The sequence below is a fragment of the Margalitia sp. FSL K6-0131 genome, assembly GCF_038008735.1.
GTDB lineage: Bacteria > Bacillota > Bacilli > Bacillales > Bacillaceae_C > Margalitia > Margalitia shackletonii.
The window spans coordinates 4,744,445-4,758,604 of record NZ_JBBOZS010000001.1; the positions used below are offsets into that span (position 1 = coordinate 4,744,445).

Annotated in this window: 13 protein-coding genes; 7 read left to right on the forward strand and 6 right to left on the reverse strand. The window is 37.9% G+C overall.

The features are described from left to right. Nucleotides 1–73: 73 nt before the first annotated feature. Together NSQ59_RS23200 and NSQ59_RS23205 are read left to right on the forward strand one after the other, a co-directional pair. Entirely contained in the window at nt 74–2,023 is a 1,950-nt protein-coding gene (locus tag NSQ59_RS23200; RefSeq protein WP_340832885.1) for an aconitate hydratase, read from the forward strand. A gap of 35 nt (nt 2,024–2,058) precedes the next feature. Continuing rightward, a complete protein-coding gene (locus NSQ59_RS23205) occupies nt 2,059–2,235 on the forward strand; it encodes a hypothetical protein (RefSeq protein WP_163258594.1) in 177 nt (58 codons plus the stop codon). Between the two features lie 78 nt (nt 2,236–2,313). On the opposite strand, the gene NSQ59_RS23210 is transcribed toward NSQ59_RS23205, so the two are convergent. From NSQ59_RS23210 to NSQ59_RS23220, 3 genes are all read right to left on the reverse strand, one after another. Further along, on the reverse strand, nt 2,314–3,147 hold the full coding sequence (locus NSQ59_RS23210) for a hypothetical protein (protein WP_055742382.1): 834 nt from the start codon (nt 3,145–3,147) through the stop codon (nt 2,314–2,316). A gap of 733 nt (nt 3,148–3,880) precedes the next feature. Continuing rightward, complete coding sequence (locus tag NSQ59_RS23215; RefSeq protein ID WP_055742384.1) at nt 3,881–4,624, reverse strand: SDR family NAD(P)-dependent oxidoreductase; 744 nt, start codon at nt 4,622–4,624, stop codon at nt 3,881–3,883. Nucleotides 4,625–4,666: 42 nt separating this feature from the next. Further along, nucleotides 4,667–5,422, reverse strand: a complete 756-nt coding sequence (locus NSQ59_RS23220; RefSeq protein WP_055742385.1) for an SDR family NAD(P)-dependent oxidoreductase — start codon at nt 5,420–5,422, stop codon at nt 4,667–4,669. Between the two features lie 213 nt (nt 5,423–5,635). Between NSQ59_RS23220 and NSQ59_RS23225 the strand changes: the two genes are divergently transcribed. Continuing rightward, on the forward strand, nt 5,636–6,757 hold the full coding sequence (locus tag NSQ59_RS23225) for a LuxR C-terminal-related transcriptional regulator (RefSeq protein WP_055742386.1): 1,122 nt from the start codon (nt 5,636–5,638) through the stop codon (nt 6,755–6,757). Between the two features lie 184 nt (nt 6,758–6,941). Here the strand turns inward: NSQ59_RS23225 and NSQ59_RS23230 are convergent, their stop codons facing one another. After that, nucleotides 6,942–7,193 carry a DUF3949 domain-containing protein gene (locus NSQ59_RS23230; RefSeq protein WP_055742387.1) on the reverse strand — a complete coding sequence of 84 codons (252 nt, stop codon included), beginning with the start codon at nt 7,191–7,193 and terminating at the stop codon, nt 6,942–6,944. Between the two features lie 251 nt (nt 7,194–7,444). Here NSQ59_RS23230 and NSQ59_RS23235 point away from each other — a divergent pair, with 251 nt between their 5' ends. Further along, nucleotides 7,445–8,095, forward strand: a complete 651-nt coding sequence (locus NSQ59_RS23235) for a LytTR family DNA-binding domain-containing protein (RefSeq protein ID WP_055742388.1) — start codon at nt 7,445–7,447, stop codon at nt 8,093–8,095. A gap of 318 nt (nt 8,096–8,413) precedes the next feature. After that, on the forward strand, nt 8,414–9,925 hold the full coding sequence (locus NSQ59_RS23240) for an acetyl-CoA hydrolase/transferase family protein (RefSeq protein WP_055742389.1): 1,512 nt from the start codon (nt 8,414–8,416) through the stop codon (nt 9,923–9,925). Nucleotides 9,926–10,369: 444 nt separating this feature from the next. On the opposite strand, the gene NSQ59_RS23245 is transcribed toward NSQ59_RS23240, so the two are convergent. Continuing rightward, on the reverse strand, nt 10,370–10,999 hold the full coding sequence (locus NSQ59_RS23245; protein WP_235950604.1) for a hypothetical protein: 630 nt from the start codon (nt 10,997–10,999) through the stop codon (nt 10,370–10,372). 156 nt (nt 11,000–11,155) lie between these two features. Between NSQ59_RS23245 and NSQ59_RS23250 the strand changes: the two genes are divergently transcribed. Beyond that, nucleotides 11,156–11,677, forward strand: coding sequence for a ribonuclease H-like YkuK family protein (locus NSQ59_RS23250; protein ID WP_055742521.1), 522 nt, complete (start codon nt 11,156–11,158; stop codon nt 11,675–11,677). Nucleotides 11,678–11,873: 196 nt separating this feature from the next. Beyond that, complete coding sequence (gene yfkAB / locus NSQ59_RS23255; protein WP_055742390.1) at nt 11,874–12,998, forward strand: radical SAM/CxCxxxxC motif protein YfkAB; 1,125 nt, start codon at nt 11,874–11,876, stop codon at nt 12,996–12,998. 38 nt (nt 12,999–13,036) lie between these two features. Here the strand turns inward: yfkAB and rlmN are convergent, their stop codons facing one another. Continuing rightward, nucleotides 13,037–14,098 (reverse strand): 23S rRNA (adenine(2503)-C(2))-methyltransferase RlmN, encoded by a 1,062-nt coding sequence (gene rlmN, locus NSQ59_RS23260; protein ID WP_055742391.1) that lies wholly within the window; start codon nt 14,096–14,098, stop codon nt 13,037–13,039. Nucleotides 14,099–14,160: the final 62 nt, after the last annotated feature.

Consider the following 14,160-nt stretch of genomic DNA (forward strand, 5'->3'; position numbering starts at 1 on the left):
TATATTTTTTACAAATATAGGCACTTTATATAAAGGTTCAAATTATTATTGATTTTCATCTGGAGGTTATTTTATGCCAATGAATATGACCCAAAAATTAATTAAAAGCCATCTTGTTTCTGGAGAAATGATACCTGGAGAAGAAATTGGGCTTAAGATCGACCAGACATTAACACAGGATGCAACTGGTACTATGGTGATGCTGGAACTAGAAGCGATGGGACTGGAACGTGCAAAAACGGAAGCCTCTGCACAGTATGTAGATCACAACCTGATTCAAGTGGACAATAAAAACCCTGATGACCATTTGTTTTTACAAAGCGCTACACGCAGGTTTGGCATTTATTTTAGTAAGCCTGGTAATGGTGTTAGCCATCCGGTTCATATGCAGCGATTAGCTAAACCGGGAAAAACGCTGTTAGGTTCCGACAGTCATACCTGTGCGAATGGATGTATGGGAATGCTGGCAATGGGTGCCGGTGGCATTGATGTTGCGATGGCAATCGCCGGGCAGCCTTTTTATGTAAAAATGCCAAAGGTTTGGGGAGTAAAATTAACGGGTAAGCTTCCTGATTGGGTAAGTGCAAAGGATGTCATTTTGGAAATGCTCCGCAGGCATGGAGTAAAAGGCGGGGTCGGAAAAGTCATTGAATATTACGGACCAGGGGTTCAGACCTTAAGTGCAATGGATCGTCATGTTATTGCCAATATGGGAGCGGAATTAGGAGCAACCGGCACGGTTTTTCCTTCAGATGAAGAAATAAAACGTTTCTTAATTGAACAAGGTAGAGAAAACGATTGGTCTCCTCTTGAGGTTGATGAGGGAGCAACATACGACATAGATGAAGAATTGAACTTATCAGAGGTTGTACCTCTTATCGCAAAGCCATCAAGTCCAGGCAATGTGGTACCTGTTTCTGAAATCTCCGGTACTCCTATTTACCAATCTTATATCGGTTCATCCGCGAATCCTGGTTATCGTGATTTTGCTATTGCGGCGGAAATTGTAAAAGGGAAGCATATCGCAGACGGAATTTCCTTTGACATTAATCCGACTTCCAGACAAATGTTAACGGACTTAGTAAAGGAAAGCCATATTGCGAGCTTGCTTCAAGCTGGTGCACGTCTGCATCAAGCGGGCTGCAATGGTTGTATTGGAATGGGACAAGCACCGGCAACTGGAAGAAACAGCTTGCGCACCACTCCGCGAAATTTCCCTGGACGTTCAGGTACAAGAGAGGACAGTGTCTTTCTCTGCAGTCCGGAAACAGCAGCAGCTTCTGCATTAACAGGTGTGATTACAGACCCGAGGACAATTGGCATTCCCTATCCCAAAGTACAGGAGCCTGCCAATCCAACTATTGATGAAAAACTATTAGATGAGCCTTTGCCATACGAGAAGGCAAAAGAAGTAAAGCTACATAAAGGGCCTAATATTGCTTCTATCCCTTCAATGGATGAACTTCCGGACTCATTGGAATTGCCAATCCTGTTAAAAATGGGAGACAACATTTCAACGGATGAAATTCTTGCAGGTGGAGCAAGGGTTCTGCCTTATCGAAGTAATTTGCCAGAGATTAGTAAGTTTACTTTTGAAATAATAGATAGAACGTATTACACTCGAGCAAAAGAAACAGGCAACCACGCTATTATTGGCGGATTCAACTATGGACAAGGCTCGAGTCGAGAGCATGCAGCTCTTGCCCCAAGATATCTCGGGCTCCGTGTTGCGATAGTAAAAGACTTTGCCCGTATTCATTGGCAAAACCTTGTAAACTTTGGTGTTCTGCCTCTTACCTTTGTCAACGAAGCGGACTATGACAATTTGGAACAAGGCGATGTACTTGAACTGAAGGATATCAAATCTAAGATACAAAACGGAAATGAGATTACTATCACCGTTAAAGGAAAAAATAATGAAATAAAAGTGAAGCATTTGCTTTCATCACGCCAAATTGAAATCGTGCTAAGCGGCGGATTAATCAACTGGGTGAAAGCAAATCATGTGGGGCAGAACGCATAAAAGCGTTTCATGAAATTTTATATGGAGGGATGAAAATGATCGACAGAGAAATAACCTGTAAAGCCTGTGAAGGCACAGGGATGCTTTCCGATGATGAGGGCTGGCAATATACCTGTAACGTTTGCCATGGAAAAGGTGAACTGAACGCAGATGGCAGCAGAAATCCTGCAAAGTTAATGTCGGTGGATGAGAATAATCGATTATTAGATTAATGCTTTGTGGAATGGGCGGTTTATATCCCCATTCCACTTTTTTAAGTTCTGCTGAACATCCTCCATGACGATATGTTTCTAATCTGTTTTTCTCTGTGTCTCCTCCTCCTTTTGATTCATCATCAAAAGGGTCAGGGGTTTATCAGAGCCTGTCATTAATTTATAAACATAAGAAGAAGTGATCTTATAGCCGCTTTCAATTTTCTCCGCTAAATAATTCGTTCTTTCGAATAAAATGGAACGAATATGGTTGATCTGTCTTAGGATTTTTTCTGTTAATGCCTCTTGGGTATCCAATCTGGTTAATACTTCTTTTTGAATATCTTCCTGCTTGGTAAATTGCTCAGCCATCTGTTGGTGGTTATCCAGCTGCTCGTTAATTTTTTGGGTAAGATCTTGATTGGTCGCTTCATATTGTTCCAGTCTTTTTATAATTTCTTGGGTAGACTGATTTACACTATGAATTTTCTCCATTATTTCTTGTTTTAATTGACCCTCATTTTCCAAGATACCTTGAAGCTTGTTATTCTCCTCATCTAATTTTATCAACCAGTCCATCACATGGCTTTCAAATTCCTTTTGCATGTGATGATTCTCACGCAGGTCCTTCAGTTGGTTTCCGATTTCATTCCACTGATTTATTTGATTTGTCTCCTGTCGTTGATGATTTTCACTCAGTTTCTTCAACTGATTACCAATATCGTTCCACTGATTTATTTGGTTAGTTTCCTGTTGTTGATGGAGATTTTTTAGATCGTAAAAGGAGTGGAGCAAAGATTCGTAGGCTTCTTTTTGTCCTTTGATTAGTACTGTTAGATAATCTGTCTTAGCAAAATCTTGATTTGATTCTTGAATGTTTCCTGGATTATGAAAAACCTCTGGGTGATCATTCTTATTAATAAATAATCCCACCTAAGTCTACACCTCCCTCCCCATAAGCATGTAATATTTTATGCGGCTCGCCTAAGATACGGGACATTAAGACTGAGGATTTCATGTGATTGAAATAATACCATTTAGAGGAGAATGCAAGGAATTTCAAAAGTGAGGGGGAGTTTCTAAAGGACATTTCCCTTCATTCGAATCTAATAATGTCCTTTAGAACTTTTCCGTGGTACGTACACTTGCGGGTTATTTCCTAAGAACTCTACTGTTAGTTCATTTCGGTAATTGTGAACCTGTACATAAGAGGATGTTTAGGGTCAAAGGGACTGGAAAATGGTGGCGAACACGGATATTTATTATCGCCTTAGTCTTATATATATTCTTATTAATTTTTTCTCTTATGACTTATGGTTTGCGAAACGTGCTTTTGCTGTACATTAGCACCATGGTAGGATTTTCGATGTTTTCTATTTTATTTCAATATGGAAAGATAGGGAAAATAGGAATTTCGATTGCGGATACATTTATCCCTTGGGAGAATATAGAAAGCTGCAAATTGGAATGGCTCCCAAACACAAATTTTTTCTATCCAAATGGAGAATTAACGCTAACTACTTACTCTCAACAAAAATACGTAATCATAGTAGAAAAAAAGATGAAAAGCCGATTGGCAAGCTTCTTGAAAAAAATACTCTTGGTACACCGATTACGACCCAAAAATAACAAGGGAGGTTCCAAATCTGGAAACCTCCCTTCTTCATTATTGAGCAGTATAACCTCCATCAACTAAAAGGCTTGTACCATTTACAAAGGATGAGTCATCACTTGCTAAAAAGAGAACTGCCTTTGCAATTTCTTCTGGTTTACCTAGTCTTCCTTGCGGATGTAAGGATGCAAGATATTCTTTCGTTTTTGGATCTACTTTAGTAAGTAATGGTGTATCGATATAGCCTGGACATACAGCATTTACTCGAATACCTTCTTTGGCATATGCTGTACATAAGTTTTGGGTTAATAACTTCACACCGCCTTTTGCTGCGGAGTATGCAGTCGGATTAGGTAAAGATACATGGCTGTGGATAGAACCGGCGTTAACGATGACACCGCCATTTCCTTGTTTCAAAAATTGTTCAATTGCGTATTTATCGGATAAAAATACGCCTGATAAGTTAATTTCAATGGTTCTTTTCCACTTTTCATAGGTTAATTCATGTGCTGGAGCATCATCAGCAACTCCTGCATTGGCATACAAGATATCAAGCTTTCCATAATGGTTAACTGTTTCGGATACCATATGTTTAACATCTTCTTCACTAGTAACATCTGTTTTAATGAATAAAGTATCGTATCCCTTTGCATTCAATTCATCTGATAATTGCTTGCCGCGTTCGGAAAAATCAGCGATTACCACCTTTGCCCCTTCTTCCGCAAACAGACGAACGGATGCTTCGCCAATGCCGCTTGCTCCACCTGTAACGATTGCTACTTTATTATCTAGTTTCATCTTGTATCGCTCCTTTTAGTTCATATTTTTCCCAAAGTACTATTATCTAGCTGTTGCACCGCCATCAATGACAAATTCTGATCCAGTTGTAAAAGCTGATTCATCCGATGCAAGGAATAGAACGGTATTTGCAACATCTTTCACAGATCCAAGTCTTCCAAGTGGGAATAGGTCTTTTCCTAATTTCTCTTTTGAATTACCTGATACCTCTGATGCATAGTCTGCCATTCCAGTATCAATGTATCCAGGATGGATAGAGTTTACTCTAACCCCAAAAGGTGCATATTCCATTGCCGCATCTTTTGTCATAATACGGACTGCACCTTTACTTGCGCCGTATAAAACATGTCCAGGAGCACCAGTTAATCCTGCAATAGAAGATGCATTGATGACCGAACCATTATTTTGTTTCGCCATTAATGGCATGATGTGCTTCATTCCTAAAAATACTCCGGTTACATTGATGGACATTAGTCGGTTCCATTCTTCGAGTTCAATCTCAGCAACTGGTTTAATGATATATATACCTGCATTATTGAAGAGGATATCTACTTTTCCAAATGTCTTGATGGTATCATCTGCAACTTTCTTCCAATCCTCTTCCTTGCTTACGTCATGGCGAATATATAAAGCTTCTCCGCCACTGTCTTGAATGTCTTTTACAGTTTGATTACCAGATTCTTGATTTATATCTGTAATAACAATTTTTGCCCCTTCTTTAGCAAACAATAAAGCGGTTTCTTTGCCTATGCCTGTGCCCCCGCCCGTAATGATGGCAACTTTATTTTCAAGTCTCATTTTATATCACGATTCCTTTCTGTAACTTTAAGCACCACCATGTAAAAGGTGCTGTCTTAGATACTAGAGAAACGCATATCTTATTAACTCTCTCTTATCTATATCTTCATTTTACTCCCTTCATTTTCGATTACTATCCTACAAAAAGCTGTATAATAACAAGTAAGATATCCTTCATTTATAGGGTTAATTTGTTTCGAGGAGAAGAATAGTATGAAACACCTCTATGAGGAAATGACTTTTGAACAATTTATCGTATTTATTAGAAGCCATCAGAAGAAGATTGAAGAAAATATAAATATCTATTTGAATCTGGAATCTTACTTTTCGGAGCAGGATAGAAAGATAACAGGAATCGTTCTAGAATCCTTTTTTCATTTACTTATCCACCTGGATCTAAAATTGAAAGATGATGAATATAAAAAGATATTCGAAACTTGGCTGCAATCTCAAATTTCTACTATAAACGCAAAGTATTTTAACTTGTTTCTATATATTTTTGAAAAAGCTATCATGACTTTAATAGCCACTGCGAAGCAAAATACTCTTGCCATCATTATGTTTTTACTATCCATTTATTCTCATCTTATTTTCACCTTTAATAAAATAATAGATGAAACAGAGGATTTCGATAAAACACCTGATTTAGTTGAAATAAATAGATTGAAACAACTAGATAAATTAAACAAACTGTTGATTAGTTGCTCAGGAGAAAAGGATCTCCCCTTTATCCTAAAAAAGTGTGAAGAAATTTTTCATTATAAAAGATGTGTATTTTACGCATACATACCATGGTCCCAGCAGTTTTATGGTGTAATAGGGGCAGAACTTCCTAAAGTTCAAAGTATGAAAGGCCATATAGGAGCAAATATGACGACTGTTTTTCACACAAAAAAGCCAATTTTCTTAAAGGATCCTCATATCTTTGTAAAAGAAGAACATATCAAATTATTTAACCTTTCTTCTGTTATTTTTGTACCGATTGTCCATCACAATCAAGTGTATGGGTGGGTAACTTTTGATCAAATGGGAGTGGAATTTGATTGTTCAAAAGATGAGCTAATGCTGCTCGAACAGGTTGGGAAAAGAATAGGCTTATATTTATCGAGAAGCAATGATGAGGGTGTCACTGAATCTTTGGTTCATTTAACAGAACGGGAATCGATGATCCTGGATTTGCTTGCGGAAGGATATGACAATAAAAAAATGGGGGAGCTGCTGCACTTAAGTGAGCATACTGTGCGGGATTATGTGGGAAGCTTAATGACAAAGCTTCAAGCGAAGAATCGAACTCAAGTCGTTGCTTCTGCTTTTAGATTAGGATTATTAACATAAACACAATTACAAAAGAGGTGCGGTGCTATTTCTCACCTCTTTTGTATATATTTCAAAGTTATTTAACTTACCCAATTCTCTTTTGACTCTTTAATTTTCCACTCACCATTTTTGTAGTGAACTGTACCTTCTACGCCAATAGCTCCTTTTCCTGACCCATATTCTGAGCCTATTTCTACACATCTTATACAGCCCGATGACGTATTTTATAAATAATCCAGGCTACAATACTAGATGGCAAGGTAAAGAGATTTCCTTGCATATTATAGGTTAGCTGTTGATTTTCAAATGACATGTCATCAATAATTTCCTCGTTTGTTTTCTGGGTTTCAGCCTTCCTTTCCTGCATTTCTGAAATGTAATTGTATTGTAGAGGAATCATAACAATAAAATATAGAACTAATACTGATAGGATAACAATCAATGCGATATCCATCACACTTCTCCCCCTATAAAAAGGATTTATTAGTATACATACGATTAAAAAACAAATATGATTCAAAAATATATAAAGTTATTTATCTAACTTTAAACAGTAATTTCCTGACCGTGTCAGAAGTACAGTTACGAATTTATCCACTAGTGATGCCAGCCACTTTACGGTAGACATCACGTGTTATAATAGAATTGTAAGCGCTGCAGTTTGTTGTTTTTATTCAATTTTGACAGGGAAGGTGACTGATCACCATGGATCAGCAAACGGTTTTGTCCATCATGGAAGTTATGCAGGATTTGGTTCCAAAGTATACGTCCATAGCAGTGACGAATAGTCAGCAATATATATACTATCAGCCAAGTAATCAAATTGATTTAAAAATAAAACCCGGAGACAGGATTCGTGAAGGAACTGCATCATTTAAAGCTTTATCGTTCCAGGAAAAGATTACGGATTACATTGAGAAGGATGTTTTGGGCATTCCATATTTCGGTATGTCTGTACCAATATTAGATGGAGAAAGGGTTCAAGGTTGTGTGACAGCCATTTTACCGAAAAAGCCGCTCGAATTTCCACCCTCATTTTTAACGATAAAAGCGAATGATCGTTGGTATCCAGTACCCTTTAAGCAGGTAATGTTTTTAGAAGCCTTAAGCAGAAAGACCAATGTGCACTCAGAAAATCTGGTTGGTGTGCACAAGTTAAATTTAACAGAGTTAGAATTTTATCTTCCAAGCGATATGTTTATTCGATGTCACAGGTCCTATATCATTAATATTCATTATATTGCGGAAATCCATCCCGAATCTCATTCAACCTTTTTGTTGTTAATGAAAGATGGAACTAGAATACCTGTTAGTCAAACGTACTCAAGTCAATTTCGTAAGATTCTTCATTTCTGATAGAAAAGCAAAATTTTCTCGCTTATCGACGAATGGACTATTCACTGTTATGGAGCTGATGCCCGCTTATTCTAGAATAGAAAATCGGAAGAGCACTTGTAAATAGCTGCTTTCGTTTGACAAAGACAACTTTTAAACAATAAAAATGACAGTTTGTAATACTAGGTACAAACTGTTTTTTATTTTCCATCCATTTTTCTGCTTTATGTTAGAAATTTTCTGTTTAAAGCAACAATAAAGCCCTTTCATACCAAAACTAATGAATCCTTGTTCATAAATTGATAAAATTTTTAAAAAGTGAACAAAGGGTGACCTTAAATGGAAATTAATACTTCTAATTATATAAGAGACGCTCGTTTAATAGACCGGATTGTATCAGCAAAGGACGCAGCTTCCTGGATAAAAGACGGAATGACCTTAGGATTAAGCGGTTTTACAAGAGCCGGTGACGCAAAAGCAGTTCCAACAGCACTAATAGAAAGAGCAAAAGAAGAACCATTGAAGGTGAATATCTATACAGGTGCCTCCTTAGGATCCGATATTGATAAATTAATGGCTGAGGTTGGAATGGTAAACAAGCGAATCCCATTTCAAGCGGACAGTACAATGCGGAAAAGCATCAATCAAGGGGAACTGCTTTTCGTCGATCAACATTTATCCCATATGGCGGAATCTATCCGTGCAGGTGCACTTGGTCCTATTGATTACGCCATTGTAGAAGCAGTTGCGATAAGTGCTGATAGCATGATTATTCCTACCACTTCCATTGGAAATTCATCCATCTTTGTAGAAAAAGCTAAGCATATTATTGTCGAAATTAATACGGCTCAGCCACAAGGATTGGAAGGACTTCATGATATCTATGAAACAGGAAATCAAGGAGAAAGAAGTCCAATCCCATTGACGAAGGTAAGTGACCGAATCGGTACTCTAGGCATTCCCGTGGACACTGACAAAATTGTTGGAATCGTTTTCACTCATCAAATTGATTCTGCTTCCACCATTGTTCAGCCTGATGAAGAAACACAAACAATGGCGAACCATCTAATCTCTTTTTTACGAAAAGAAGTGGAAGCAGGCAGATTAACAAATAAACTAGCTCCATTGCAATCGGGGATTGGTTCTGTGGCAAATGCCGTTTTACATGGACTTATCGAATCGGAGTTTACGGACTTAGAAGTGTATTCAGAGGTTTTACAGGATGCTGTTTTTGACTTAATCGATGCTGGCAAAGTAAGTTTTGCTTCTTGTTGTTCGATTACTTTATCAGATGAAAAAATGAAACAGGTTTATTCCAATCTAGATCAATATAAAGATAAGCTCATGTTAAGACCGCAAGAAATTTCCAATCATCCCGAAATCATTCGCCGCTTAGGCCTGATCTCTATTAATACCGCTTTGGAAGTGGATATATACGGCAATATTAACTCCACACATGTCAGCGGCACCCATATGATGAACGGAATCGGCGGTTCAGGTGACTTTGCGCGAAATGCAAGACTGGCAATTTTCGTAACGAAGTCCATTGCGAAGAATGGGAATATTTCAAGCATCGTTCCTTTTGTATCCCATGTGGACCACACAGAGCATGATGTAGATGTTATTGTCACAGAACAAGGCTATGTTGATTTAAGAGGGTTGGCTCCAATTGAGCGTGTACCGCTCATTATCGAAAATTGTGCACATCCGTTATACCGTGATCAGCTTTGGGAATATTATAATGAAGCAAAAACAAGAGGCGGCCAAACTCCACATGTGTTGGAAAAAGCATTTTCATGGCATATAAATTATAAAAAGAACGGAACTATGCTGGAAAAGGCGCTGAATTAGTTAAATAAAATCGTAAGCCCGCTTCTACTATTAGCGGGCTAATGTTTTTATTGAAAGGTGAATTCCTGAATAACGGAATGTGACCGAATTTCTCCATCGAGCTCGAGAACGGGCACGGTCTGGATCTGATTGTGACCGAATTTCTCCATGGTGCATGAGAACGGGCACGATCTGGCGCTGATTGTGACCGAATTTCCCCATAGAGCTCGAGAACGGGCACGATCTGGCGCTGATTGTGACCGAATTTCCCCATAGAGCTCGAGAACGGGCACGATCTGGCGCTGATTGTGACCGAATTTCCCCATAGAGCTCGAGAACGGGCACAATCAGGGAATGAATGTTCCGATATTTGATAATAAACAAAGAGTTCCTTATGTTTTCCGGCAAATAACGTACTCTGTGTCTGCTTATAATCTGGAGTCATTAAGGGATAAGGATGAAAATTTATATCTTTTTCCGAAATAACTTCCATCCCCACCACATTGTCCAAAGATAGGCCGGTCCCGAGGTAAGAGGAAGTACAATATATGCCGTCTTAAAAAAGCAACAGGTGAATACAATCCCCGCAAAGCCCCAAACCCCACTATAAAATCCACTATTTTGGAACCATGTGGAGAATGAATTCTCCGTACGCTTCATACACCAGCCATATAATGCAACCCCTGCCCAACTGCAAGCCACGGCAAAATATCCGGCTAAAAGTCCAAATGAAAAGATTGCCTCCCAAACCTTTTTCAATACACCATGATGCCTGCCTATAATTTCATTTCCGATTAACGGTAATATTGTTAGTTCGGCGGTAAGGATTAAAATCCATAATCCTAATGATATATAGAACATTGCAGCTCCGTTTTTTCTAAAATAGGAACTGCTTCCGGCTAGTCCTCCAAGCCATAGGAACATGCCGATCAGCATCAGAATATGATCTAACATCCACATTTGGGAATGCTTAAATTTATGAAGAGCTTCTTCCCCAGCATATGGGTCAACTAAGATAGGATGCAGAACAGTTCCTATTAAAATGAGAATTCCGCCAATCATAATCGATATCCCAAGCATACGATTTCCTAGCATTATGCATCTCCCCTTTTCTTTATCATCCTTTCCAAAATGGAACAGGTACAACCCAATTCCCCTGCACGACCATAAAGAACAAACCATATTATGTTACATAAACAAATCCTTTCCTTAAATAGAAAGACGGGTGTTATTCAATTGAAACCATCACCTATGTACATTTCACCATTTCAAAATTTGCAAAAATCAACAATGTCCTTCGAAGAGGTTTTTCATCATATTTTAGAGTTCATGGAGTTAAACCCAAAAGGAAAATTTAAATTAATGGTTGGCACCGATTCACAGGTTCATAAATTCCATACTATTTTTATTACAGGAATTGTTATACAGCAAGAAGGAAACGGTGTTTGGGCCTGCATCAGAAAGGTCTTGATTCCTAGAAAGATGACCCATTTGCATGAACGGATTTCCTATGAGTTATCGTTAACAGAAGAAATTGTATCTTTATTTACAGAGGATCGGAAAAATCAATTAATTAATATTGTTCTCCCTAATATTTATGAAGGGGCAGCTTTTACCATGGAGGGTCATATCGATATTGGGGCAGGCAAACGAAACAAAACAAGGGAATTTGTAAAGGAAATGGTCGCAAGAATGGAATCTATTGGAGTCGAACCGAAAATTAAGCCCAATGCTTTTGTTGCTTCCAGCTATGCAAATCGTTATACAAAATGAATAGGTACTTTTAAAAAAAGGTACCTACTACATAAGCTTTTTCTCCTCATGTCATAAAATCCTTTCGATCCATATATCCTTTTAAAGAAAATAATTGAAAATTGAGCACCTTTCCATATTTTCATAATCCATTGACATTTTCCGTTTCGTTTTTGATAATGCTAGAGTAATAATTTACAAACGAGGAGTCCTTTTTATGCAAACTGCATCAAGTAATATAAGATTAATTAGCCCTGACTATGATCCATGGGAAGCATACCTGGATGTAAAAGAACATGGGCGAATGACATTATCCAATATTGAGTTTACTACTACTACACTATGTAATATGCGCTGTGAGCACTGTGCTGTTGGCTATACCCTTCAGCCAAAGGATCCAAACGCATTGCCGCTTGAGCTCCTTATTAAAAGATTAGAGGAAATTCCTGCTTTGCGTGCAATGAGTATCACCGGCGGCGAACCAATGTTTTCAAAGAAATCTATCGAGAATTATGTGCTGCCCTTATTACAATACGCACATGAAAGAGGTGTTCGGACCCAAATCAATTCTAATTTAACCCTCGATACAGAGCGTTATTTAAAAATTTCACCTTATTTAGATGTTTTACATATATCTCACAATTGGGGAACAACGGATGAATTCATCGACATCGGATTTGCGAATGCGTTAAGGAAACCAACTCGCGAAAAACGAAAAAAATTATTCGACCAAATGATTGAGAATAGCCGAATCTTGGCAGAGGAAGGTGTCATGGTCTCTGCTGAGACAATGTTAAACAAAAGAACACTTCCCTATTTGGAGCATATCCATCATCAAGTAGTAGAAGAAATGAAATGTGCCAGACATGAAATTCACCCGATGTACCCAAGTGATTTCGCTGAGAATCTCGAAGTACTTACATTGGATGAAATGCGCGATGCCATTCATCATCTCCTCGACATTCGCTCAGAGGACGTTTGGATGTTATTTGGAACACTGCCTTTTTATCCATGCAGCGCAAACGAGGAAGACCTGAAATTGCTTCAAAGATTATATAAAAGTAAAAATGTAACGGTTCGAAATGATCCCGATGGACGCTCCCGATTAAATGTTAATATTTTTAGCGGAGATGTCATTGTTACTGATTTTGGAGATACACCACCGCTTGGGAATATCCAACATGATACGCTTCCAAACATGTTTGAAAAATGGATGGAACAACCAATTGCAAAATCACTAAACTGTCATTGTCCTTCTGTCCAGTGTCTAGGTCCTAATATTCTTGTGAAAAATAAATATTATCCACAAACAGATTTTACTGTGAGAAAATCAAGACTATAAATATGAAAAAGGAGCTTGAAATTCAAGCTCCTTTTTTCTTAATTTGCCTTTTTCAATTGTTTGCTTCGCAGCTGACCGCATGCTGCATCGATATCTGTTCCGTGCTCCTGGCGAACAACACAGTTGATTCCATTTTTCTTTAATGTATCGTAGAAAGTCAGAATGGATTCCTTTGTGCTTCGTTTGTATTGAATATGCTCACTTACAGGATTGTATGGAATCAAGTTCACATAGGCAAGATGACGTTTATCTTTTAATAGTTTGGCAAGCTGTAATGCTTCTTCTTTATGATCATTTACATCATTTAATAAAATATATTCAAATGTAATGCGTCGATTTGTTTTTTCTAAATAATAATCGATAGCAGGCATTAGTTTTTCTAATGGGTATGCACGATTTATCTTCATAATTTGCGTACGAAGTTCATTATTTGGCGCATGTAAGGAAATTGCTAAGTTTACCTGTAGATCAAGATCCGCAAATTCGTAAATTTTCGGCGCAAGACCACTTGTAGAAACCGTAATGTGACGGGCACCAATCGCAAGACCTTTTGGATTATTAACGATTTTTAAGAAATTAACTAAGTTATCGAAGTTGTCAAATGGTTCGCCAATTCCCATTACCACAATATGACTCACTCGTTCACCGTTTCCTGCTTCGTCTAAGTGTTGTTGGACCTTCATGATTTGCTCCACAATTTCTCCGCTTACAAGGTCGCGATTTTTTCTGAGAATACCGCTTGCGCAGAAGGAGCACCCTATATTACAGCCAACTTGTGTTGTCACACATACAGACAGACCATATTTTTGACGCATTAATACTGTTTCAATTAAATTTCCATCCTGTAATTGAGACAGTAATTTTACCGTTCCGTCTTTGGATTCTTGCTTTATTTGGATATTCAGTGTTTCAATATCGAAATGTTCTTCTAGTAATTGAAGACAGTCTTTATTAATATTTGTCATTTCAGAAAAGCTTGTTACACGTTTTTGATATAACCATTCCCACACTTGCGTAGCACGGAATTTCTTTTGTCCATGCTCTAAAAGCCATTCTGTAAGCTGATCTATTGTTAATCCGTAAATGGATTGCTTTGTCATTTTAAAACCTCTTTTCGACAGTTTTATTGCAATACTATCTATTTTAACATGAATCTATGATG